This is a genomic window from Paenibacillus sp. FSL H7-0703, assembly GCF_038003485.1.
GTDB classification, from domain to species: Bacteria; Bacillota; Bacilli; order Paenibacillales; family Paenibacillaceae; genus Paenibacillus; species Paenibacillus polymyxa_B.
This window is the reverse complement of sequence record NZ_JBBOPF010000001.1, coordinates 3,935,572-3,959,866: the sequence shown is the minus strand read 5'-3', so window position 1 is coordinate 3,959,866 and position 24,295 is coordinate 3,935,572. Positions and strand designations below refer to the sequence as shown.

Below are 24,295 nucleotides of genomic sequence, written 5' to 3'. Positions count from 1 at the left end.
ACCCTTTTCTGCTATCTTATTTAGTAAACTGCTTTAGGACTTGGCAGATACATTATCCTTTTTGGTTACAGTCAATGCACCGTTCTCCTCATCAATGAAGAGTGAGTCACCTTTAGTAATGTTGCCAGTCAACAGTTCCTCGGACAGGCGATCTTCAATATGCTTCTGGATTGCACGACGCAATGGACGCGCACCATACGCTGGATCAAAGCCTTCCTTGGCAAGGAATTTTTTAGCGTTGTCTGTCAACTCGAAGTCCACCTCATACTCATTCAGGCGCTTACGCAGCTCCTCAGACATGAGTGATACAATTTCGGCAATATGTTTTTCTTCGAGAGAATGGAAAACGATAATTTCATCAATCCGGTTCAAGAACTCAGGACGGAAGCTTTTCTTCAGTTCATCCATCACTTTGCCCTTCATATTATCGTAATCCGCTCCAGCGTCCACTACAGCTGTAAAACCAAGCGTGGAGTTACGTTTAATCGCCTGTGCACCAACATTCGATGTTAGGATGATGAGTGTATTACGGAAATCAACGACACGACCTTTGGAATCTGTCAGACGACCATCTTCCAGCACTTGCAGAAGAATATTGAATACTTCTGGGTGTGCTTTTTCAATTTCATCCAGCAACACAACAGAGTATGGCTTACGACGTACCTTCTCAGTCAGTTGACCGCCTTCTTCATATCCAACGTACCCTGGAGGCGCCCCTACCAGACGGGACGTGGAGTGTTTCTCCATATATTCGGACATATCGATACGGATAACCGCATTTTCATCTCCAAACATGGATTCAGCCAAGGCGCGTGCCAACTCTGTTTTACCAACCCCAGTTGGACCGAGGAAAATAAAGGAACCAATTGGACGCTTCGGATCTTTCAGTCCGGCACGTGCCCGGCGAATCGCCCGGCTTACTGCCTTAACTGCTTCATCCTGTCCAATTACCCGCTCATGCAACAACTCTTCCATATTCAACAAGCGGTGTGTTTCTTCCTCTTTCAGCTTGCTGACTGGAACACCTGTCCAGATTGCAACGACTTGAGCGATATCCTCTGGGGTAACTTCGGAATCTGTACGACCCTGTTGTTCTTTCCATTGGTTTTTCGTCACGTCTAACTCTTCACGGATTTTTTGCTCTGTATCACGCAGCGCTGCCGCTTTTTCAAACTCCTGACTTTGTACCGCTGAATCCTTTTCCTTACGGATATCTTCCAGACGGTTTTCCAGCTGTTTCAGGTTTGGCGGTACAGTGTAAGAATTCAGCCTTACTTTGGAGCCCGCCTCATCAATAAGGTCAATAGCCTTATCTGGCAGGAAGCGGTCGGTGATATAACGATCTGACAATTTTACGGCCGCTTCAATAGCCTCATCTGTGATCTTTACACGGTGATGCGCTTCGTAACGGTCACGCAGACCATACAAGATTTGAATCGCCTCTTCTGGAGAAGGTTGATCCACTGTAATGGGTTGAAAACGACGCTCCAAAGCAGCATCTTTCTCAATATATTTGCGGTATTCATCCAGCGTGGTCGCACCGATGCATTGCAGCTCGCCACGTGCCAGAGCAGGTTTCAGGATGTTGGACGCATCAATTGCGCCTTCCGCTCCACCAGCACCAATCAGCGTATGCAGCTCATCAATGAACAACACGATATTACCCGCTTGACGAATCTCGTCCATAATTTTTTTCAAACGATCCTCGAATTCACCACGATACTTGGTGCCTGCTACCACAGAACCCATATCCAGTGTCATTACGCGCTTGTCACGCAACGTTTCGGGAATCTCATTCGCTATGATTTTTTGGGCCAATCCTTCGGCAATCGCCGTTTTACCTACCCCAGGCTCACCAATCAGAACCGGATTGTTCTTTGTACGGCGGCTGAGTACCTGAATTACGCGTTCAATTTCCTTGCTACGCCCAATAACAGGGTCCAGGTTGTTTTCCTTCGCAGATGCCGTCAGATCGCGTGCCAGACTGTCCAGAGTTGGCGTGCTGACATTAGCTGGAGCACCGTGATGGCTGGAAACAGCCTCGCTGCTACCGAGTAATTGAAGCACTTGCTGACGCGCTTTGTTCAGACTAATGCCCAGGTTATTCAGTACACGTGCTGCTACGCCTTCGCCTTCACGAATAAGACCAAGCAAAATATGTTCTGTACCTACGTAGGTATGGCCCAGTTTGCGGGCTTCATCCATAGACAGTTCGATGACTTTTTTGGCGCGTGGAGTATAGGCAATGTTCGTCGGTTGCTCTTGACCGCGTCCAATCAGCGTTTCCACTTCATCCTGGATTTTTTCCAGTCCCAGTCCTAAACCGATTAAGGCTTTCGCTGCTATTCCTTCACCTTCACGAATGAGGCCTAGCAATATGTGCTCTGTGCCAATGTTGTTGTGTCCCAATCGAACAGCTTCTTCCTGAGCCAAAGCAAGCACTTTCTGTGCACGTTCCGTAAATCTTCCAAACATCATATATCCTGCACCTCCACAGTGTGTATTTCAGATCATTCTATATCTTAAAGGGTTGTGCCTAATTTTTGCCGGATCAGCTTCGCCCGGTACATATCGCGCTCTTCGGTATTCATTTTATCCCCAAAGCTTTTTTGCAGGAACCCGGGTTGTGTCATCACATTCAGCTCATTCATCGCTGCGGTGGAAGGACGCTCCAAAATTCCTAAATCTACGCCAAGACGCACATCGGACAGCCGCTGTGCAGCCTCCTTGGAATCCAATACTGCTGCATATGACAAAATACCGAACGAACGCATCACCCGATCTGTAATTCGCAGCATGGATTCATTCATTAGCCGTTCTCTGGCAGAACGCTCGTGCTCAATAATTTGTAGCACCACGCCATGTAGATTCTCTATAATTTCCGCTTCGGTTTGTCCTAGTGTAATCTGATTAGATACCTGAAACAAATTTCCGACAGCTTCGCTACCTTCACCGTAAATGCCGCGAACCGTAAGACCTACCTGTGAAACAGCAGACAATATACGATTGATTTGATGAGTCATGACTAATGCAGGCAAATGCAACATCACCGAAGCTCTCATACCTGTGCCGACATTTGTCGGACAACTGGTCAGAAAACCTCTCCGATCATCAAATGCATAATCAACATGCGCTTCAAATGCATCATCAATAATCATAGCGCGTTCCCAAGCTTCCCTAACCTGACATCCCGGATATAAGCACTGGATTCGCAGATGATCCTCTTCGTTTATCATAACACTAACCGATTCATCATCGCTAATTAAAACAGCACCGTTACGAGATTCGTTCGCCAAATTAGGACTAATCAAATGCTTCTCAACCAGCACCCGCTTGTCGATCTCATCCAACTCGGATATTTTCAACGTATGAAAAGTACCAAAACCACCTAAATCATCATACTGAAGGATATCCGTTAAGCGTTGAAGTGCTTCTTCCGACTGCTGATTGGTAGCAAGCATGGGAAAAGGCAGATGCTGCAAGTTACGCGCAATTCTCACCCGGCTGCTAATGACAATCTCCGAATCCGCAGCATCACCACGCATCCAGTCACTTAGCGGCTTCTCCGTAAACCGAATATTGGGCATTACGCATCCCTCCTACTCTTCACAAACTTTACTCTTCAGTCATTTCTTTTTCAAGCTCTCTGATTTGATCCCTAAGCTCAGCAGCTGATTCAAATTCTTCCTGTACAATATGCTGTTGCATCTCTTTTTTCAAATCGTCAATTTGCCGTCTAACCTTCAGGCGACCTCCAGTGCGAACCGGAACTTTACCAACATGATTCGTACTGCCATGCACACGCTTGAACAGAGGGTCCAGACGACTATCAAAGTATTGATAGCACGACGGGCATCCGAAACGTCCCAGCTTACTAAACTGTGCATAGGTCATGCCACAATCCTTGCATTGCAGGTTTTGCGGACCACTGTGGCCTGGAGACTGGCTCTTTGTACTGGAGTCAAAATCCAGCATCCCCGACAACAAGCTATGAATCGAAAAGCCGTTAGGTGTTCCAGGGATCATCTCCCCTTTTTCCTTGGCACACGTCTCACAAATATGAAACTCTGTCTTTTCGCCATTCACAATTTTGGTGAAATGCAAAGTTGCCGGCCGCATATTACATTCTTGGCACAGCATAAAAGCACCTCCTTTAATGTCAGGATTTATACCAATCCCTACATCCAAACGTTAGTCTCTATTCACACACTATTTGGTCGCCAGCAACGAGATCAGCATAGCCTTAAGCAATCTTGCTCGCAGTTGATCACGATAGGGAAGCTTCAGTAATAATGTATCCCTAGATAAAGCAGCCTTCATTAGATTAGCTTCCCTTTTGCTTAAAAAATGGGCCTCCTCTAACTGATAAATCAGTCCTTCTGCTGCCGATTGGCTTATTTCCTCCCCGATGCTCTGATGAAGATGTGTATGGATGGCATGCTGTGCAGGCAGCTGAATTCGCTGAATACGAATGTAGCCCCCGCCACCGCGTTTACTTTCCACCACATAGCCTTTTTCCAGCGTAAACCGGGTGCTAATTACATAATTAATTTGCGACGGCACGCAGGAAAAGCGGTCAGCCAGATCATTGCGCTGAATCTCCACTAAACCTTGGGGACTTTCCAGCAATATACTCTTTAAATATTGTTCAATAATATCGGAAACATTGCGCATTTCATCATCCTCCACTAACGGAAACGCAAGTATTCAAGTACATTTCACGCTCCACAGAGTCCGCCGTATATTGAACTTAACCAAACGGTAAAGTCACGAATCTAAGCTGTATTCAGGCTGTTGCCTATTCTACACTCATTGGAATTGTACCGTTTTGTCTCTAGTGTGGCCTTTATTTGCGATTAGTCATACACTTCTCTTATTTTCATAAAAGGCAGTTCCTAACTATACGCAAATCATTTCGATCCTCGTTTGCTTCTTTGCTATTAAAATTACTTTATACGGCCAATCCACCAAAATACTTCTACAGAACCTCACGAGGTTTGATTGACTTTGACTTTCTTTGACTATATTCATATTATAGCACATTATTCATTTTTGCCAAGGGGTCAATACCATTTTTCGCAATCTAATTATGTTTTATACAATACCATAAAAAAACTCTTCCCAATTACAGAAAGAGTTTTGAAAATTATAATAATCACACAAGTTATATTCCTGAAAAACGAAGCATAAGAAGACCTAAATGGGCCTTTATCAGAAAAAATCCAATAAGAACGTTTGTTTTACTGGTATTACACGTTTAAGTGCAGACACAGATTCACTGTCCCCTTCAATACGCCCCCACTTATACAGATCATCAGCCTGCTGGTAGCCAAGCATCAGAGTCGTCAATGACTGAATCCCAAGTTTCAAGTCAGCTACCATAGCGTTTTCAGATGAATTGCTTGTATCCACTCTCTCCAGATGTCCTTGCCCTTCCGTAGTAATTGTTAATCTCCATACTCCTTCATTCCATGGTGCATATCGATCTGTCAGATTTAAGGTTAAACGTGTTTCCTCTCCAACCTGCTCAAAAGGGTATCTTTCTACAAAAGCAGCTGCATCCACAATACGGCCCATAAAATAAGGCACGGTCTCCTGTTGAATTCGCGGATCATCAAGTAAAAATGGCAGATTGTCATCTGCTGGAACGTAAATAAATTTACCATGGGTTATCATGGAGTCATGATTTGCAAAATAAGTCCATAAAGCCTGACGGGCCGCCTCATTTTCATAAACCAACTCATCACAATTCAACTGTTTATCTTCAATTTTGTATAGTGCATATCCCTGAGGTTCGCCTGTTTCTGAGTAATATACCGCAGTTCGATAGTTCTCCTTTAAAATCCGCTCTTGCCACCATTCCTTATCTCGTACCAGCGTGCCATTATAACGAGATGCATACGCTTGATACACTTGGTCCATTTCTAAAATATCTTTGACATCGCGTTTGACTGTACCTTCTGTTTTAAGTTTTGCAGGGAATTTTTCAATGGGAATGACATACTTCTTGTATTCAATATACGTTTCCCATCCAAATTTACGATAGAAGGCAAAGGAGAAGGGATGCAGAAAAGAAAGGCTTTGTCCCGCAGACTTCATCTCTTCAAGCGCATGCGTCAACAAACGTGAAACCATGCCTCCGCGACGCCTTTCTGGCCATGTTGCCACACCAGCAATGCCTCCCATATCAAAAACCTGACCGTTTATGTATACCTGTAGCGGTAACAAAGTCAGTTTAGCATTCAATTCATGTCCGTCGAATATTCCCCATGTTTGCTCTGGTTTGAACTTCTTCCTAGCTTTCTCCAGATCCTCCAGGGACATTGTAAACTGAAAAGCATATTGAGATAATTCAATAGCCGCTTCAAATTCCTTACGTTGTAATTGTCTGATCTCCATAACTTCGTCACCTCGCTTGTATACTTGGGCATCCATAAAAAGATTACACACTTAGAGTGTGGCAAACCCCATTCTCTCTGTCAACCTTAGAAACAGGTGGTCATCTAAAAACGCATAAAAAAAGGATGATAATCTCATTGAGATTATCATCCTTTTCACTTTTGCTTGGCGACGTCCTACTCTCCCAGGACCCTGCGGTCCAAGTACCATCGGCGCTGGAGGGCTTAACGGTCGTGTTCGGGATGGGTACGTGTGGAACCCCTCCGCTATCGCCACCAAACATGAATTTACATCGTAAATTCTACCTTCAAGGTTACACCCTGAAAACTGGATCCGAAACTCATTTGCGTTTTATTTTTAGGATAAGCCCTCGACCGATTAGTATTGGTCAGCTCCATGCATTACTGCACTTCCACCCCCAACCTATCTACCTCGTCGTCTTCAAGGGGTCTTACTAATTGGGAAATCTCATCTTGAGGGGGGCTTCACGCTTAGATGCTTTCAGCGCTTATCCCTTCCGTACATAGCTACCCAGCGGTGCTCCTGGCGGAACAACTGGTACACCAGCGGTACGTCCATCCCGGTCCTCTCGTACTAAGGACAGCTCCTCTCAAATTTCCTACGCCCACGACAGATAGGGACCGAACTGTCTCACGACGTTCTGAACCCAGCTCGCGTACCGCTTTAATGGGCGAACAGCCCAACCCTTGGGACCTACTTCAGCCCCAGGATGCGATGAGCCGACATCGAGGTGCCAAACCTCCCCGTCGATGTGGACTCTTGGGGGAGATAAGCCTGTTATCCCCAGGGTAGCTTTTATCCGTTGAGCGATGGCCCTTCCATGCGGTACCACCGGATCACTAAGCCCGACTTTCGTCCCTGCTCGACTTGTAGGTCTCGCAGTCAAGCTCCCTTCTGCCTTTGCACTCTTCGAATGATTTCCAACCATTCTGAGGGAACCTTGGGGCGCCTCCGTTACTCTTTAGGAGGCGACCGCCCCAGTCAAACTGCCCACCTGACACTGTCCTCGCACCGGGTCACGGTACCAAGTTAGAATCTAGATACGATCAGGGTGGTATCCCAAGGATGCCTCCTCTCAAGCTGGCGCTCAAGATTCTACGGCTCCCACCTATCCTGTACAGATCGTACCCAAATTCAATATCAAGCTGCAGTAAAGCTCCATGGGGTCTTTCCGTCTTGTCGCGGGTAACCTGCATCTTCACAGGTATTAAAATTTCACCGGATCTCTCGTTGAGACAGCGCCCAAGTCGTTACGCCATTCGTGCGGGTCAGAATTTACCTGACAAGGAATTTCGCTACCTTAGGACCGTTATAGTTACGGCCGCCGTTTACTGGGGCTTCGGTTCATAGCTTCGCCCCGAAGGGCTTACCACTCCCCTTAACCTTCCAGCACCGGGCAGGCGTCAGCCCGTATACTTCGCCTTGCGGCTTCGCACAGACCTGTGTTTTTGCTAAACAGTCGCTTGGGCCTTTTCACTGCGGCCCCCTCGGGCTATTCACCCTACCGAGGCACCCCTTCTCCCGAAGTTACGGGGTCATTTTGCCGAGTTCCTTAACGAGAGTTCTTCCGCGCGCCTTAGAATTCTCTTCTCGCCTACCTGTGTCGGTTTGCGGTACGGGCACCTTCTCCTGGCTAGAGGCTTTTCTTGGCAGTCTGAGATCATGACCTTCGCTACTACAATTTTCGCTCCCCATCACAGCCCAGCCTTAACGATGTGCGGATTTGCCTACACATCAGCCTCACTGCTTAGACGGACATCCATCAGTCCGCGTCACTACCCTACTGCGTCACCCCATTGCTCATAACGGATTACGGTGGTACAGGAATTTCGACCTGTTGTCCTTCGACTACGCCTATCGGCCTCGCCTTAGGTCCCGACTTACCCTGAGCGGACGAACCTTCCTCAGGAACCCTTAGGCTTTCGGCGGATCTGATTCTCACAGATCTTTTCGTTACTCATACCGGCATTCTCACTTGAATGCAGTCCAGCGCTCCTTACGGTACACCTTCAACCCGCATTCAACGCTCCCCTACCCCTGATGCAAGCATCAAGCCATAGCTTCGGTGGTGTGTTTAGCCCCGTTACATTTTCGGCGCAGAGTCACTCGACCAGTGAGCTATTACGCACTCTTTCAATGGTGGCTGCTTCTAAGCCAACATCCTGGTTGTCTGTGCAACTCCACATCCTTTCCCACTTAACACACACTTGGGGACCTTAGCTGATGGTCTGGGCTGTTTCCCTTTCGACAATGGATCTTAGCACTCACTGTCTGACTCCCGGAACTAAATCTATGGCATTCGGAGTTTGACTGAGCTTGGTAACCCTTGCGGGCCCCGCACCCAATCAGTGCTCTACCTCCACGATTCTTTTTTCCGAGGCTAGCCCTAAAGCTATTTCGGGGAGAACCAGCTATCTCCGGGTTCGATTGGAATTTCTCCGCTACCCCCACCTCATCCCCGCATTTTTCAACATGCGTGGGTTCGGGCCTCCAGTGCGTGTTACCGCACCTTCACCCTGGACAGGGGTAGATCACCCGGTTTCGGGTCTACGTCCACGTACTCAAGTCGCCCTATTCAGACTCGCTTTCGCTGCGGCTTCAGCTCTTCACCTTAACCTTGCACGGGAACGTAACTCGCCGGTTCATTCTACAAAAGGCACGCCATCACCCATAGATCGGGCTCTGACTTCTTGTAAGCACACGGTTTCAGGATCTATTTCACTCCCCTTCCGGGGTGCTTTTCACCTTTCCCTCACGGTACTGCTTCACTATCGGTCGCCAGGGAGTATTTAGCCTTGGCAGATGGTCCTGCCGGATTCATACGGGGTTTCACGTGCCCCGCACTACTCGGGATCCGTCTCGGAGAGAACAAGTTTTGAATTACAGGGCTTTTACCTTCTCTGGCGGGCCTTTCCAGACCTCTTCATCTAACCGGTTCCTTTGTAACTCCATGTGAGACGTCCCACAACCCCAAGGAGCAAGCTCCTTGGTTTGGGCTAATCCGCGTTCGCTCGCCGCTACTGACGGAATCACTATTGTTTTCTCTTCCTCAGGGTACTTAGATGTTTCAGTTCCCCTGGTCTGCCTCTATTCTGCCTATGTATTCAGCAGAAAGTGACTGTCGATGAAGACAGCCGGGTTTCCCCATTCGGACATCCCCGGATCAAAGCTTGCTTACAGCTCCCCGAGGCTTTATCGTTGTTCGCCACGTCCTTCGTCGGCTCCTGGCGCCTAGGCATCCTCCGTGTGCTCTTTGTAGCTTAACCTAGTATTTACATCGTAAATACGATTTGCTTTGAATTTTGGTTCAACACGAATGTGTGAATGAAATTCAAGGCAGCTACCTTTATTTCACTTGTTTACACAAGATCAGCTTAAAGGAATATTCTAAAACGCAATTTCGTTTCGGTATCCAGTTTTCAAGGTGCAAAGCTGTTTGATTATCAGTCAATCTCCAAAGAGTTAACGATTCTCATACAGTTTTAGATGAAATTGTAATTGGTGGAGCCAAGCGGGATCGAACCGCTGACCTCCTGCGTGCAAGGCAGGCGCTCTCCCAGCTGAGCTATGGCCCCTCACAAGTTCCATCAAAACTGAACAAATGGAATGATGATTATTGAAGCTAATGCTTCATATTTGAATGTTTCCGTTGCAGGAAACGATTCTCCATAGAAAGGAGGTGATCCAGCCGCACCTTCCGATACGGCTACCTTGTTACGACTTCACCCCAATCATCTACCCCACCTTCGGCGGCTGGCTCCCTTGCGGGTTACCCCACCGACTTCGGGTGTTGTAAACTCTCGTGGTGTGACGGGCGGTGTGTACAAGACCCGGGAACGTATTCACCGCGGCATGCTGATCCGCGATTACTAGCAATTCCGACTTCATGTAGGCGAGTTGCAGCCTACAATCCGAACTGAGACCGGCTTTTCTAGGATTGGCTCCACCTCGCGATTTCGCTTCCCGTTGTACCGGCCATTGTAGTACGTGTGTAGCCCAGGTCATAAGGGGCATGATGATTTGACGTCATCCCCACCTTCCTCCGGTTTGTCACCGGCAGTCTGCTTAGAGTGCCCAGCTTGACCTGCTGGCAACTAAGCATAAGGGTTGCGCTCGTTGCGGGACTTAACCCAACATCTCACGACACGAGCTGACGACAACCATGCACCACCTGTCTCCTCTGTCCCGAAGGAAAGGTCTATCTCTAGACCGGTCAGAGGGATGTCAAGACCTGGTAAGGTTCTTCGCGTTGCTTCGAATTAAACCACATACTCCACTGCTTGTGCGGGTCCCCGTCAATTCCTTTGAGTTTCAGTCTTGCGACCGTACTCCCCAGGCGGAATGCTTAATGTGTTAACTTCGGCACCAAGGGTATCGAAACCCCTAACACCTAGCATTCATCGTTTACGGCGTGGACTACCAGGGTATCTAATCCTGTTTGCTCCCCACGCTTTCGCGCCTCAGCGTCAGTTACAGCCCAGAGAGTCGCCTTCGCCACTGGTGTTCCTCCACATCTCTACGCATTTCACCGCTACACGTGGAATTCCACTCTCCTCTTCTGCACTCAAGCTCCCCAGTTTCCAGTGCGACCCGAAGTTGAGCCTCGGGATTAAACACCAGACTTAAAGAGCCGCCTGCGCGCGCTTTACGCCCAATAATTCCGGACAACGCTTGCCCCCTACGTATTACCGCGGCTGCTGGCACGTAGTTAGCCGGGGCTTTCTTCTCAGGTACCGTCACTCTTGTAGCAGTTACTCTACAAGACGTTCTTCCCTGGCAACAGAGCTTTACGATCCGAAAACCTTCATCACTCACGCGGCGTTGCTCCGTCAGGCTTTCGCCCATTGCGGAAGATTCCCTACTGCTGCCTCCCGTAGGAGTCTGGGCCGTGTCTCAGTCCCAGTGTGGCCGATCACCCTCTCAGGTCGGCTACGCATCGTCGCCTTGGTAGGCCTTTACCCCACCAACTAGCTAATGCGCCGCAGGCCCATCCACAAGTGACAGATTGCTCCGTCTTTCCTCCTTCTCCCATGCAGGAAAAGGATGTATCGGGTATTAGCTACCGTTTCCGGTAGTTATCCCTGTCTTGTGGGCAGGTTGCCTACGTGTTACTCACCCGTCCGCCGCTAGGTTGTGTAGAAGCAAGCTTCTACACAACCCCGCTCGACTTGCATGTATTAGGCACGCCGCCAGCGTTCGTCCTGAGCCAGGATCAAACTCTCCATTAAAGACCAACCGAAGTTGGTTTATAGAAAGAGCGATAAGCTCATTTTTAATGCTAGCGATTCTTCTTTATAAAAGAAGAAATCTTTGTTTCATCATCCATTTGTTCAGTTTTCAAAGAACTTGTCTGTTCTCGTTCGTTCAACGAGCCAGGAATTAGATCATATCATGTTAGTTGCTTTCTTGTCAAATCTTTTTTTCGATTATCTTTTCAGCAACCTCACTTCAAGAAATGATACTCTCAAAGCAACGTCTAATAATATATCATGCTTAAAGTTATTTAGCAAGCATTTATTTGTATCTATTTTATTTCCTACTATACAACAGATAATAAGGCAGCCACCCCGCCCCAGAGCGGAATGACTGCACTCATTGCAAAACTGTTTATTCTTGTTCCAGCAGTCTGATAAATTCATCCTCATCTTCTATGGTGTCAATTCCGAGCTGTTGGGCCTTAGCCAGCTTACTCCCAGCCTTTTCACCAGCTATGACTAGATCCGTCTTTTTCGATACAGACCCCGCAACTTTGGCTCCAAGCGCCTCCAGCTTGGATGCAGCTTCGTCACGCGTAAGCTGATGCAAGGTACCTGTAAGCACGACCGTTTTGCCACTGAAAAAGCTGTCTGTCTTCTTCTCCTGTGGAGCTTCAGGGGCCTGAGCTTTCACCCCTAGAGACAGCATCTTTTCAATTCCCGCCTGAGTAAATGGATCTGCAAAGAAAGCAACAATGCTTTCGGCTACAATCCCGCCCACATCCGGTAGTTCTATTAGTTCTTCCACCGTAGCGGACATCGTCTTGTGCAAATCACGGTAGTGTTCAGCCAACATGCGTGTTGTTGCTTTACCGGTATTCGGTATACCCAGAGCATAAAGGAAAGAAGCCAAATCTCTCTCTTTACTCTTTTCTAGTGCCGCCAAGAGGTTACTGGCCTTTTTCTCACCAAACCGCTCCAGCTTCACAAGATCATCATATTGGAGTGTATACAGATCCGCAGGCTCGCGCACTTCCAGTTCGTCATGCAGCTGTATGGCCGTTTTGTCACTGAATGTCTCAATATCCATAGCATCACGTGAAGCAAAATGGGAAATACGAGCTACAATTTGTGGTTTACAGCCCAGCTTATTGTCGCAAAATAAATGGGCACCTCGCTGCTGCAACGGAAACCCGCAGGCTGGACAATGATCTGGTACGACAATTTCCTCTCCGTCGTGCTCAGATGTTACCTTTCCTAATATCTCCGGAATGACATCGTTTGAGCGACGGATAAACACACGTGCACCCAAAGCAAACTTCAGGTTTTTGCGCTCGATGTCACCAGCATTGTTCAGTGTACAATTTTGTACAGTGACTCCCGCCAGTTCTACCGGCTCTACCCTTGCAAGTGGGGTGATTTTACCCGTTCGTCCTACATTCCACTCAACCGAGTTAAGCACCGTAGTTGTTTCCTCGGCTTCGAACTTATAGGCCACCGCCCAGCGCGGGAATTTATCGGTATACCCGAGAGCCTCACGTGTGCGCATATCTGTAATTTTCAATACTGCCCCATCAATGAGGTAATCCAATCCGGCACGAGATTTTTCAATCTCAATCAGTTGCTCCATTACATCTTCAAAATTATCAAAGTAAGTCAGGTAAGGGTTTACCTTAAAATGATTTTCACGCAGGAAAGTCATCATTTCCTGGTGGCTATTAAACTGGATACGGTCTGCATAACCCACATTGTAGAAAAATGCATTCAATCGCCGTTCTGCTGTCACTTTGGGATTCAAGTTACGCAAAGCGCCAGCTGCGGCGTTGCGTGCGTTTTTAAGAGGGTCAGCGGCAGTCTCATTATATTTGGACAGTACAGAGAGATTCATTATCCCTTCTCCCTGAACTTCAATAGTTCCATTTCGAAAAGGAATTGTAAGTGGCACGGATTTAATCGTTTTTACCTGCGCCAATATCCCCTCACCCACCACACCATTACCGCGGGTAGAAGCCTGTACCAGCTGTCCATCAGTATACGTCAGGTTCAGCGTTAGACCATCAAATTTAAGTTCTATCGCATAACCTGGAGATGGCAAAGGTTGCTCTGGGTTCTTGGTATTGTAATCATTGACCAGCTTCACGACACGCGCGTTCCATGCACGCAGTTGTTCCATATTCTGAGCTTTATCAAGGCTCCATAATGGGGCAAGGTGGCGATGCGGTGTGAACCCTTTGAGTAACTCCCCGCCCACACGCTGTGTCGGCGAATCCGGCAGCACAAGACCGCTCGTCTGTTCAAGCGCTACCAGCTCGTCATAAAGCACATCATATTCTTTGTCGCTGATCTTGGGTTCATCCAGTGTGTAGTAATGATAGTTATATGTGTTCAGTTCAGCAACAAGCTGCTCCATCCTGTGCATTGGGTTCATGCAGGCGTATCCCTCCGGGAACTTCATCAGGGCAGAGATCCTAAGCCAAGCTGCCACTCATGAGGTTCGAGATTTAATGATGTTTGAGATTTATTCTACTTTTGTAATCGGTGCAAAGCCAGCTAACAGTCGTTTAACCCCTACTGGAGCCGGGAAAGCAATTTGAAGCTCCATATCATTGCCCGTCCCTTTTACAGCTACAATAGTTCCAATCCCCCATTTACCATGCTGTACCTTGTCTCCAGCAGCAAAAATGGAGGGACCTCCTGCCGAAGCAGCCGGAGTGGGTTTCGTGGATGAAGATGTCGTTACTGTTACTCGGGGTGACGCGGAAGCGGACGAACCACTACGGCTCATCGTATCAAACGAGCGTTCTCCACCAAAGTTGCTGCCACTACCTTTATTCAGTCCGCGCCCACCATAAGATCCGCCTACATTGCCTGAACGACGGTAGCGGTCACGTTTGATGATCGTATCCTCTTTTAACTCGTCCGGAATCTCTTCGAGAAAGCGGGAAGGCGGGTTAGCTGTGGTGCGGCCAAACAGAGTGCGCATCTGTGCGCATGTAAGGAACAGTTGCTCCTCTGCACGGGTGATCCCGACATACGCCAATCTGCGTTCTTCCTCCAGCTCTTCGTTATCCAGAAAGGCACGACTATGAGGGAATACTCCCTCCTCCATACCGACAATGAATACGATGGGAAACTCCAATCCTTTGGCGCTATGCATGGTCATCAATACAACCGCATCGCTTTGCTCTTCTTCATCGTCATTCATGGAATCAATATCGGCAATCAGCGCAAGGTCGGTCAGGAAGGAGACGAGTGACTTGTCTTCCGCTCCTTTTTCAAATTCCATGGTTACCGACAGGAACTCATCAATATTCTCCAAACGTGAGCGCGACTCGAGTGTATTCTCGTTTTGCAGCTCCAATCGATATTGGGTGGTTTCCAGCATTTTTTCTGTTAACTCGGTAACCGACAGGTAGTCTACCATCCGACTTAAACCTTCGATCATATCGTAAAACTCTACCAACGCATTGCGCGTACGTCCTGCAAAGCCCAAATCGTCTACAACTTGAAGGACACGGAAAATTGAAACTCCACGTTCTGCTGCAGCTGCCTGCAACTTGCCGACGGTTGTGTCTCCGATGCTTCGTTTTGGCACATTAATGATTCGGATCAAGCTAATGTCGTCGTCAGGATTGGAGAGCAGGCGAAGATACGCCAGCAAATCCTTAATTTCCTTCCGATCATAGAACTTGATACCGCCCACGATCTGGTAAGGAATATCCGATTTAATCAAAATTTCCTCGACAACCCGAGACTGAGCATTCGTACGGTACAAAATGGCATGATGGCTATAGGTTTTGCCCGCATTAATATTCTTATGAATTTCGGAGGCGATAAAGTAGCCCTCATCATGCTCAGAGTCAGCACGATAAACTTTAATCTTGGCTCCGCCTTCTTTGTCAGTCCATAGTTTTTTCGGCTTGCGGCCTGTATTTTGACCAATAACTTCGTTGGCAGCATTGAGAATATTTGAGGTGGACCGGTAGTTCTGCTCCAGCAAAATGGTGCGCGCTTCCGGGTAGTCTTCTTCAAAATTCAAAATGTTGCTAATATCCGCACCCCGCCACCGATAGATGGATTGGTCACTGTCACCTACTACGCAAATCCGGTGATGCTTGTCGGCCAGCATTTTGCACAGCATGTACTGCGCACGGTTCGTATCTTGATATTCATCAACATGAATGTATTGAAATTTCTTCTGATAGAAGTCCAGTACCTCAGGTACTTCTTTAAAAAGCTGAATCGTTGCCATGATCAAATCATCAAAATCAAGAGAGTTGTTATTTTTGAGTCGTTGTTGGTACTTGGTATATACCTTCGCCACAATCCCCTCAAAATAGTCGCCAATCTTGCGTTCATACATTTCGGGAGTGACCAGTTCATTTTTAGCCGTACTCATCATAGACTGAACCGCTTTGGGCTCAAACTTTTTGGTGTCTATATTCAGATCCTTCATGCAGCTCCGAATGACAGACAATTGATCCGTAGAATCCAAAATGCTGAAATTCGAGGTGAATCCAATCCGCTCGATATCCCGACGTAAAATACGCACACACATCGAGTGGAAGGTGGATACCCACACATCTCTTCCCTGTGGGCCAATCAGCTTGGATACGCGATCCTGCATCTCACGCGCGGCCTTGTTCGTAAAGGTAATCGCCAAAATGCCCCATGGAGCCGTCTTTCGGGTCGCGATGAGGTAGGCTATTCGGTGCGTGAGCACCCGTGTTTTACCACTGCCTGCGCCAGCCATAATCAGTAGCGGACCATCTACCGCCTCCACAGCCTGACGCTGAGGCGGATTAAGACGAGCTACCGCCTCGTGTATATCTATTGATTGCATGCGTGCATGCTCCTTTCCCTGAGCTTCCATAAATTCACGTTCTATACTTCCAATTTCACGGCTACCGTCTCCAGCGCTTTCGCCAAGTCACGATAAATGATGTTTCCTACTACAATGGTGTCACAAACGGCAGCCGCTTGTAACGCGGTAGATTTATCCACGATACCTCCCCCGTATAAGACACGAGAGCGCTCCGTACTGCGATGTATTTTCTGCACCAGCTCCATATCTCCAAAAGCACCGCTATATTCCACATATACAATCGGTAGATGCATGAGCTTGTCAGCAATCTGTGCATATGAGGCGGCTGATGTAGCACCCAGCGAAGTATCTGCTCCGGTAAGCTTAGCAACTGTGGAACCACCGTTCAAAACAATATATCCTTCCGTCACAAGCAAATCCCAAGGGATCATATAACCAAACTGCTCAATCGCACGTTGGTGCTGCCCTAGAATCCAATTACTGTCAGTGGTATTTAGTACCATGGGAATCATATATAGATCAAACCCCGGCACAACAGCCTCCAGATCGGACACCTCAAGCACACACGGCACCTCATAACGCCGAACTCGTGACAGCAAATCCACCGTATTTTCATAGGTAATACCTGAGGAACCTCCTACCATAATCGCATCCGTACCAGACATACACACGGCGTCAAGCGCACCATCATCCAGTTCCTTGTCAGGATCAAGCTTAAACACATGCCTCCATGATTGAATTGAATCTGCCAACACACATTCCTCCAGCATTCATTGCTTTTGTCATGATCCAGGCGAGCCGAATTCCAATATCCAAAAGCGTTCTATGCTAAGTCTATGATAGTGCTTAAAAGGTGTCAATGTTCGTATCAAATGGGAACACCCCGTTCAGACAACTCATGGTCGTAACGCATACAACCAACTGCGTTCACTAAGTTCTTTTTCCGTTAAAACATCGGTATAGAAACCTCGTACACCCATCTGTTCATACTCAGCCGCATCCTTCAACTCATTAATGGTATTTACGTAGCACACCGCCCCTGCCTGACGCAAACTTTCCACTAAAGCTCCACTCACCCGATTCTCTGGTAAAGTTACTGCCGTTATATCATTTTGTTGTACAAATCGGATGATCTGGTCGTCCTTATCTTCTGTGGCATAGAGCGTATAAATAATGGATGGGTAAGGATAAATACTTCGTAACGTTCGCAACATTTCTTCATTATAAATTTGAGGAACTATACGGGACAAAAGCTCGGGATTTTTCTCCTGTGCCTGACGGGTCAGTTGCGCAAACAACTGTTTGATTTGGACAGGGTCCTGTTCTTTCGTATCGGTCACAATATAAGCATCCGGGTATGTTTCCAATAAATCCAATACATCCTTCCAATCTACTGGGGTATAGGAACCGTGTATGGGGGTGTTCTTGAATTGATGATAGCTCCAAGGTTTTCCGCCCTGTTCCGTAGCAACTGCATGTTCCTGTTGCATTTGCTCTGTAAAAGATTCTGTCCATTCATGGCGCGCCACCAATTGTCCATCCGATGTAAACATCAGGTCGACCTCGAATACGCGGCTGCCTTTTTTATAATTTTCCACAAACGCTTCACGCGCATTAGTATAGGCCAAACCATCAACGGCTCCCATGGCATGCGAAATCACACGGTGCGCGGTAAAGCCAGTATGTTCTTCTGTAGATTTTCCTTTGTATGCCAGTAAAAATGTGCCGATTAACATTAAAAGAATAACCGCAACAATCAATCGTTTCATGGGGTGTCACATCCTTTTCGTACAGGTCAATACCCCACATACGCATGCTCAAAACAACTGCCAGACGCAAAAGCACCCTCCGGCTAAACCGAAGGGTGCTTCTGTATTAATACGCGTTCTTGAAACCGTTGCGAATCGTGCGGAAAATAATTTTAATATCGAATAAGAGCGACCAGTTCTCAATATAGAAGATGTCATGCTTAATCCGTTCCTCAATAGATGTATCTCCACGCAACCCGTTGCTCTGTGCCCAGCCTGTGATTCCAGGACGAACATGATGCTTCACCATGTATTTTGGAATTTCCTCACGGAACTGATCCACATAATAGGGGCGTTCTGGGCGTGGACCAACGACACTCATATCACCCAGCAGAACGTTGAAAAATTGAGGCAGCTCGTCGAGACTCGTTTTACGAATAAAAGTACCAAAACGTGTGCGTCTTGGGTCATTAGCAGTCGTCCAGCCCGTATCTTCAGTTCCAGGAGGCAGCACCTTCATCGAACGAAATTTGTACATTCGGAAGGTGCGACGATTCAAGCCCACCCGCTCCTGCTTAAAAATGATGGGCCCTCTGGATGTGATCATTACACCAATCGCCACTGCCAGCATGATCGGAGACGTCAGAAGAATCGCGAATAAAGAGAATAAAATATCGAATAGACGCTTAAACAATCGATTCCCCGCCACATCCAGTGGAATATCCCGTACATTAATCATCGGCATACCTGCAAAGTTATCAAAGTACGGACGAGCCGGCAAATAATCAAAAAAGTCAGGGATTATAAGCGTGCGTACTCCAGCCTTTTCACACATGTTGATAATCTTGGGGTACTTATCATGGGCATCCAGCGGAAGCGCCAGAATGACCTCGTCAATCATCAGACGCGACAGCGTAGCCTCCAATTGATCTAAGCCTCCAAGAATCGGGCGGAAATGCGCCGCTTCCTCTTCACTCCAATGCCGCTTATCATCCAGAAAACCCACTACCTCGTATCCTAGATCAGGATACTGTCCAAGATTATGATAAAATCGTTGGCCTAGAGTACCCGCCCCGAGAATAAGCATGAACTGCTTGTTGTACCCTTTTTGACGGAGAGCTTTAAGAACTTGCTTCAAAAAGAACCGGTAAAACAAAATAAGCAGCACATTCCCAACCATATAGATCGCTAGATAGGACCGCGAAATGTCGATTTGCTTCACGAAGAACATCACACTCAACAGCACGAACAGGCCAACAATATGAATTTGGGTGACGCGGAATACGTCATCTGCAAATCGTTTTTTGCGTTTGGGCGAATAGAGCGAGAATAACATCCCCAGCACTACGGCAATCAGGCCGTAGATTAAGCTCCAGCCTCCATATACTTGAATAGGAAGCGGTTCTTTATAGGTGATCCATTCACTTTCAAATTTGAAAAACCAAGCGATCAGAAAGGACAACTGAATGACCGCGAAATCCGCCACAATATATAATTGGGTTAAAAAACGCTGATTTCTGCGTATCATGCTTTCACCTCAGTACGAGATTGTTCCCCGCTGTCCGGCTTGACCGGTGCGGACAACTTATTTTTCAGAAAGGCCATTCCAAATTTTACGATAATTCCCGCATATACAGCCATATTGGTGATCCAACTGTATTGCTGTTTATAATGCTTACGATGAAATACCCACATAGCTCTATGAAACTCATAAATAATTTTCAAAGGACGACGGCGAGCGCTGCCCCCTTTGATATGAATAATATATGTGCGCGGGTAGTAGTAAATGCCCCACCCGGCTTGCTTAATCCGGTAACACCAATCAATATCCTCACCATACATAAAAAAGGTTTCGTCCAACCCCCCGACTTGGTCAATTGTCTCCCGGCGCACCAGCATAAAAGCACCTACCAGTACATCTACAGGATACTCATCGTCCGGGCTTAGATGCCCAAGCTGATATTGATTGTACTTCGGGTTATCCGGGTAACGCTTCGACCAGCCGAAAGCGTAGTAAAAAGAAGCTGACGGCGTTGGAAAGCCACGCTTACAAGCCTTATCTAGCGAGCCATCTGGCAAGATGACCTTACAGCCCGATGCTCCCATCTCCGGATGCGTATCCATAAACTGAATCATTGTATCCAGCGTGTCCGGTTGCACCAACGTATCGGAGTTCAATAACAATACATAACGCCCGCTGGCTACTTCCATCCCCTGGTTGTTCGCCTTGGCAAAACCTGTATTATTCTTATTGGCTATCAACGTAATCTCCGGGTATGCAGCACGAATAGCCTCAACAGATCCGTCACTAGAGTGATTATCAATCACAATCACTTCATATCGGTACTGCGACTTTGACGCATACACCGATTGCAAACAATCCAGCGTCAATTGACATGTATTATAGTTGACGACCAGTATGCTTACATCCATATTTAAAACGCTCCTGACAAATTCAGTAATCTATTCTACTATCGCCTATTATAGCATACCGCGCAGACCACGGGGCGCAAAAAAGCACATAACTTGTAGCCTTACATAGTTAGTAGAATTTCAAAAAATTCGATTCCAGTCGCTCCAAAGTGCAAATATAGACAAACGAAACCATTTCGATCTATATATTGTTCATTGGAAGTCGTTTATTAGATTTTTGTAAAATCCTCGGTTGAGGTCTAAAATTCATCGTGGTAAGATATACATGGAAAAAGGGCTGGTGCCAGCCAGCCCCTGCGCAACCAACGCTCCAAGAGCGGACGGTTTTGGAACAATCAGGCCGAAAATAGACCCTTCCTTGCGGGGGCGGTCTATTTTCGTTTGTTAAACTCTAACAGTGTGACGATTAACGCCCCGAACGTCAGCATTAAACTGAGCGCCTCAAACACTGTCACAGGCTTCACCCCCCTCCTCGGGAGAGTTAGCCGACCGCTCTTCTTGGCAGCTCTATCGGTTGCACGTTTCAATTATACTATATTTTTCCATAAAGGAACACGCATTCGATGGTATTTTATCTAGTATTCGTTTGCACCTTTGACTATTTGACGCTTATATATGGAAAAAAGTTTCAATATTTTTTCTTTCCATACCTCTATAACTTCCTCAATACAAAAACCAACTTATAAATCCAGTTGTCCAACCGTGACTGCCTGTAAAATGGAGACTGCCAAATATATTTCATACGAGAAAACACACCCTTTTGGTAGCTGTCCAGGAATTGATCCATATCTTTATACATTTGAGGAGACATGTCTTGTCCATAAAGTTGAATAAATTGCTGGGCTTGTTTGCTTAAAATATAGCGATTTTTTCCTTTTGCAAATCTACTTAGTCTTTTCCTCCACTTGCTAACCCAGCCATCCGTAGAACCTCCCAGCACATTGTTTTGATGCTGCCGATACCAAATGTACGGCTCGGGGTCAAAAACAACCTTACCAAAAGAGGAAGTGCATAAGTAAATCCACCAGTCATGCATAATAAGTTTATCCAAAGAATCTGGGATTCTCTTTTTCACGAGCTGAAGTGTTTCTTTATTGATCACCATGGTACAACCTACACATACATTCTCAATAAGAGCATTATAGAAGGATACAGGTCGGGGGATGTCAGCTGGCCATACTTTGAGTGGTTCCAATGTTTGAGAGACCATTTGAGTAGCAGAACAGTACATCAGCGGTCGGCTCCCATCCTGCTCCCTGAGATGAGCCACAGCCTGAGCAAGTTTATTCGGCATCCACACATCATCCTGATCACAAAAAGCGTAATAGTCGAATGTCTCAGACGATCTTTGAATCAGATCAAAAAAGCTTTTAATAACCCCTACATTGCTCTCAAGGCATAAAAAAATCTGTTGAGGATAACGTTGCTTCAGCGCGCTCAACTTGGCAACCGTATCATCTGTCGAGCCATCATCACGAATTAGAATCTGAATTTCTACGTCTTTTTGATTGATGAGACTTTCTATCTGCTCATCTAAGTAAGCTGCTCCGTTATATGTAGATAATAAAATTTGTACGTTAGGTCTGTTCAGAGTAATGACCTCCTTCTTTTAAAATGTGCAATAGAGGGACAATATGTTGCATCTGCTTATACATTATAATGCTCATCGTCCTTAATCAACATAGGCCTTAATATAATAAAATCTCCCAATCATGAACTGATGGGAGATTGTTGATATTTATAATAAGGTTTTATTTACTCGGATGTACTAAGACACTCCTGCAAAAAATCACGCAATCCCTCACGCCAGTCGCGTAAATCATTCAATCCATTGGTTCGGATCGCTATATGCTCCATAACAGAGTTACGTGGCCGCGCTGCAGGTCTGGGGAATTGCTCTGTGCTGCATGGTTCCAATTTCGCTGTGATCTTGGCATCTAATATTTCCGCCGCATCCTGTAAAATAGCTTGCGTAAATTCATACCAGGTACAGGAGCCGCTATTGGATGCATGGTATACGCCGTACTTCTCCGTTTGAATCAATTCAGCCAAAAAGCGTGCCAGATCCACCGTATAGGTAGGTGAACCCTTCTGATCATTCACTACCTGGAGAAGCGGCTTCTCCTGTCCAAGCTTCAGCATCGTTTTAACAAAATTGTTCCCGTACAATCCATATACCCAAGATGTACGAACAATAAAATACCTAGAGGAAAGTGTTTGGGTCAATACCTCCCCCGCCCGTTTGGACTTTCCGTAGATACTCTGCGGATTGGTATTATCGTACTCATGGTATGGCTGTTTTGCCGTTCCATCGAACACATAATCTGTGCTGATATAAACCAGCTTGGCTCCAACCTTTTCCGCAGCCATTGCCATATTACGTGTACCTGCCGCGTTGACTTGATAAGCCCCGTCTACATCAGTCTCCGCTGCATCCACAGCCGTATACGCTGCACAGTGGATTACGGCATCAGGTTGGTACTGTTCCACGATCTTCACAGCCTGCTCCAAATCCGTGATATCCAGCTGTTCCCGATCGTATCCAAGAACATCATGTCCTTGGCCCTGAAAAACGTTTACTACATCTTTACCAAGTTGACCGGATGCTCCAGTAACCAGCACCTTCATTTTACGCATCCCCCAAGCGGGAACCGTACTGTTTAGCATAGTATTGTTGGTATTCGCCGGATTGAATACGAGTCCACCATTCTTCGTTGTCTAAATACCAGCGAATTGTTTCTTTAATGCCTGTTTCAAAAGAGTGCTTTGGCTTCCAGCCCAGCTCATTCATGGTCTTCGTTGGATCAATGCCATAACGGCGGTCATGTCCTGGACGATCCTGCACATACGAAATCAGAGATTCCGGCTTGCCCAGCTCCTCTAATACTGTTTTGACGATATGCACATTTGTCCGCTCGTTATTCCCCCCGATATTGTATACTTCACCCAGTTTACCCTGATGAATGACTAGATCAATTGCGCTGCAATGATCCTCTACATACAACCAGTCGCGAATGTTCAAGCCATCCCCGTATACAGGTAGCTGTTGGTCGCTCAATGCACGTGAAATCATTAGCGGGATCAATTTTTCAGGAAACTGATATGGACCGTAGTTGTTAGAACAACGCGTGATGTTCACTGGTAAACCGAAGGTTTCATGATATGCACGAACTAGCAGATCGCCGCCTGCCTTGGATGCAGAATAAGGACTATTAGGCTGCAACGGAGTTTCCTCCGTAAACAAGCCTGTTTCTCCCAAAGATCCATACACCTCATCTGTTGATACCTGTACAAACTTGGTCACGTTATATTTCTTGGCCGCGTCCAGTAGCACTTGCGTACCCAATACGTTTGTTTTCACAAACACTTCCGGTTCCAGAATACTCCGATCCACATGTGACTCCGCTGCAAAATTAACCACCACATCAATCCTCTGCTGCATCAGCTGGTCAATCGCTTGTGCGTCGGTAATATCTGCTTTGATGAAGCTATACTTGGGGTTATTTTCAATGGATTTCAAATTTTCCAGGTTACCTGCATAGGTAAGAGCATCTATATTTACAATTTCATAATCTGGATGCTGTTTTAACATATACAATACAAAGTTACTGCCTATAAATCCGGCCCCGCCGGTGACAAGAAGTTTCATACTGACCTCCTAAATCTTATTATTC

15 protein-coding genes, 1 tRNA gene, 3 rRNA genes and 1 pseudogene are annotated in these 24,295 nt (G+C 46.7%); all 20 read right to left on the bottom strand.

Annotated elements, in window-relative coordinates; genetic code table 11:
- Positions 1-33: 33 nt before the first annotated feature.
- The 20 genes and pseudogenes from clpC to rfbB all read right to left on the bottom strand — a co-directional run bounded on the left by clpC (position 34) and on the right by rfbB (position 24,270).
- Positions 34-2,478: an ATP-dependent protease ATP-binding subunit ClpC gene (gene clpC / locus MHB46_RS17400; protein ID WP_023990572.1), complete on the bottom strand. Its 2,445-nt coding sequence runs from the start codon at positions 2,476-2,478 to the stop codon at positions 34-36.
- 44 nt (positions 2,479-2,522) lie between these two features.
- A complete protein-coding gene (locus MHB46_RS17395) occupies positions 2,523-3,587 on the bottom strand; it encodes a protein arginine kinase (protein WP_341162972.1) in 1,065 nt (354 codons plus the stop codon).
- Positions 3,588-3,615: 28 nt separating this feature from the next.
- Complete coding sequence (locus MHB46_RS17390) at positions 3,616-4,140, bottom strand: UvrB/UvrC motif-containing protein (protein WP_341162971.1); 525 nt, start codon at positions 4,138-4,140, stop codon at positions 3,616-3,618.
- A gap of 69 nt (positions 4,141-4,209) precedes the next feature.
- Entirely contained in the window at positions 4,210-4,674 is a 465-nt protein-coding gene (locus MHB46_RS17385) for a CtsR family transcriptional regulator (protein ID WP_013312188.1), read from the bottom strand.
- Between the two features lie 537 nt (positions 4,675-5,211).
- Entirely contained in the window at positions 5,212-6,399 is a 1,188-nt protein-coding gene (locus MHB46_RS17380) for a GNAT family N-acetyltransferase (RefSeq protein ID WP_341162970.1), read from the bottom strand.
- A 163-nt stretch (positions 6,400-6,562) separates the two neighbouring features.
- Positions 6,563-6,679 (bottom strand): 5S ribosomal RNA (gene rrf / locus MHB46_RS17375).
- Between the two features lie 78 nt (positions 6,680-6,757).
- Positions 6,758-9,686 (bottom strand): 23S ribosomal RNA (locus tag MHB46_RS17370).
- Between the two features lie 233 nt (positions 9,687-9,919).
- A tRNA-Ala gene (locus tag MHB46_RS17365) sits at positions 9,920-9,995 on the bottom strand.
- A gap of 97 nt (positions 9,996-10,092) precedes the next feature.
- Positions 10,093-11,648, bottom strand: a 16S ribosomal RNA gene (locus tag MHB46_RS17360).
- The 16S, 23S and 5S rRNA genes sit together here with 1 tRNA gene alongside, the layout of an rRNA operon.
- A 379-nt stretch (positions 11,649-12,027) precedes the next feature.
- A complete protein-coding gene (ligA, locus tag MHB46_RS17355) occupies positions 12,028-14,043 on the bottom strand; it encodes an NAD-dependent DNA ligase LigA (protein ID WP_165177555.1) in 2,016 nt (671 codons plus the stop codon).
- 90 nt (positions 14,044-14,133) lie between these two features.
- Positions 14,134-16,458, bottom strand: coding sequence for a DNA helicase PcrA (gene pcrA, locus MHB46_RS17350; RefSeq protein WP_069290489.1), 2,325 nt, complete (start codon positions 16,456-16,458; stop codon positions 14,134-14,136).
- A gap of 41 nt (positions 16,459-16,499) precedes the next feature.
- Positions 16,500-17,210: a heptaprenylglyceryl phosphate synthase gene (locus MHB46_RS17345; protein WP_165177558.1), complete on the bottom strand. Its 711-nt coding sequence runs from the start codon at positions 17,208-17,210 to the stop codon at positions 16,500-16,502.
- A 126-nt stretch (positions 17,211-17,336) separates the two neighbouring features.
- Positions 17,337-18,209, bottom strand: a complete 873-nt coding sequence (locus MHB46_RS17340) for a phosphatidylinositol-specific phospholipase C/glycerophosphodiester phosphodiesterase family protein (RefSeq protein ID WP_341162969.1) — start codon at positions 18,207-18,209, stop codon at positions 17,337-17,339.
- Between the two features lie 106 nt (positions 18,210-18,315).
- Positions 18,316-19,716 carry an undecaprenyl-phosphate glucose phosphotransferase gene (locus MHB46_RS17335; RefSeq protein WP_061831729.1) on the bottom strand — a complete coding sequence of 467 codons (1,401 nt, stop codon included), beginning with the start codon at positions 19,714-19,716 and terminating at the stop codon, positions 18,316-18,318.
- Positions 19,713-20,621 carry a glycosyltransferase family 2 protein gene (locus MHB46_RS17330; RefSeq protein ID WP_341162968.1) on the bottom strand — a complete coding sequence of 303 codons (909 nt, stop codon included), beginning with the start codon at positions 20,619-20,621 and terminating at the stop codon, positions 19,713-19,715. Before MHB46_RS17330 ends, MHB46_RS17335 begins: the two co-directional genes overlap by 4 nt.
- Before the next feature lie 371 nt (positions 20,622-20,992).
- Entirely contained in the window at positions 20,993-21,070 is a 78-nt protein-coding gene (locus MHB46_RS26245; protein WP_354005523.1) for a putative holin-like toxin, read from the bottom strand.
- Positions 21,071-21,273: 203 nt separating this feature from the next.
- Positions 21,274-21,915, bottom strand: coding sequence for a hypothetical protein (locus MHB46_RS17325; RefSeq protein WP_341162967.1), 642 nt, complete (start codon positions 21,913-21,915; stop codon positions 21,274-21,276).
- Between the two features lie 15 nt (positions 21,916-21,930).
- A pseudogene (locus tag MHB46_RS17320) lies at positions 21,931-22,146 on the bottom strand (glycosyltransferase); the annotation flags it as partial.
- 230 nt (positions 22,147-22,376) lie between these two features.
- Positions 22,377-23,249 (bottom strand): dTDP-4-dehydrorhamnose reductase, encoded by an 873-nt coding sequence (gene rfbD, locus MHB46_RS17315; RefSeq protein ID WP_341162966.1) that lies wholly within the window; start codon positions 23,247-23,249, stop codon positions 22,377-22,379.
- Position 23,250: 1 nt separating this feature from the next.
- Positions 23,251-24,270, bottom strand: a complete 1,020-nt coding sequence (rfbB, locus tag MHB46_RS17310; protein ID WP_341162965.1) for a dTDP-glucose 4,6-dehydratase — start codon at positions 24,268-24,270, stop codon at positions 23,251-23,253.
- Positions 24,271-24,295: the final 25 nt, after the last annotated feature.

What these genes read in the sequence shown, in the direction of transcription:
- clpC (WP_023990572.1), bottom strand. Translation starts at nt 2,478, where the DNA reads ATGATGTTTGGAAGATTTACGGAACGTGCACAGAAAGTGCTTGCTTTG.
- MHB46_RS17395 (WP_341162972.1), bottom strand. Translation starts at nt 3,587, where the DNA reads ATGCCCAATATTCGGTTTACGGAGAAGCCGCTAAGTGACTGGATGCGT.
- MHB46_RS17390 (WP_341162971.1), bottom strand. Translation starts at nt 4,140, where the DNA reads ATGCTGTGCCAAGAATGTAATATGCGGCCGGCAACTTTGCATTTCACC.
- MHB46_RS17385 (WP_013312188.1), bottom strand. Translation starts at nt 4,674, where the DNA reads ATGCGCAATGTTTCCGATATTATTGAACAATATTTAAAGAGTATATTG.
- MHB46_RS17380 (WP_341162970.1), bottom strand. Translation starts at nt 6,399, where the DNA reads ATGGAGATCAGACAATTACAACGTAAGGAATTTGAAGCGGCTATTGAA.
- ligA (WP_165177555.1), bottom strand. Translation starts at nt 14,043, where the DNA reads ATGAACCCAATGCACAGGATGGAGCAGCTTGTTGCTGAACTGAACACA.
- pcrA (WP_069290489.1), bottom strand. Translation starts at nt 16,458, where the DNA reads ATGCAATCAATAGATATACACGAGGCGGTAGCTCGTCTTAATCCGCCT.
- MHB46_RS17345 (WP_165177558.1), bottom strand. Translation starts at nt 17,210, where the DNA reads ATGCTGGAGGAATGTGTGTTGGCAGATTCAATTCAATCATGGAGGCAT.
- MHB46_RS17340 (WP_341162969.1), bottom strand. Translation starts at nt 18,209, where the DNA reads ATGAAACGATTGATTGTTGCGGTTATTCTTTTAATGTTAATCGGCACA.
- MHB46_RS17335 (WP_061831729.1), bottom strand. Translation starts at nt 19,716, where the DNA reads ATGATACGCAGAAATCAGCGTTTTTTAACCCAATTATATATTGTGGCG.
- MHB46_RS17330 (WP_341162968.1), bottom strand. Translation starts at nt 20,621, where the DNA reads ATGGATGTAAGCATACTGGTCGTCAACTATAATACATGTCAATTGACG.
- MHB46_RS17325 (WP_341162967.1), bottom strand. Translation starts at nt 21,915, where the DNA reads ATGCCGAATAAACTTGCTCAGGCTGTGGCTCATCTCAGGGAGCAGGAT.
- rfbD (WP_341162966.1), bottom strand. Translation starts at nt 23,249, where the DNA reads ATGAAGGTGCTGGTTACTGGAGCATCCGGTCAACTTGGTAAAGATGTA.
- rfbB (WP_341162965.1), bottom strand. Translation starts at nt 24,270, where the DNA reads ATGAAACTTCTTGTCACCGGCGGGGCCGGATTTATAGGCAGTAACTTT.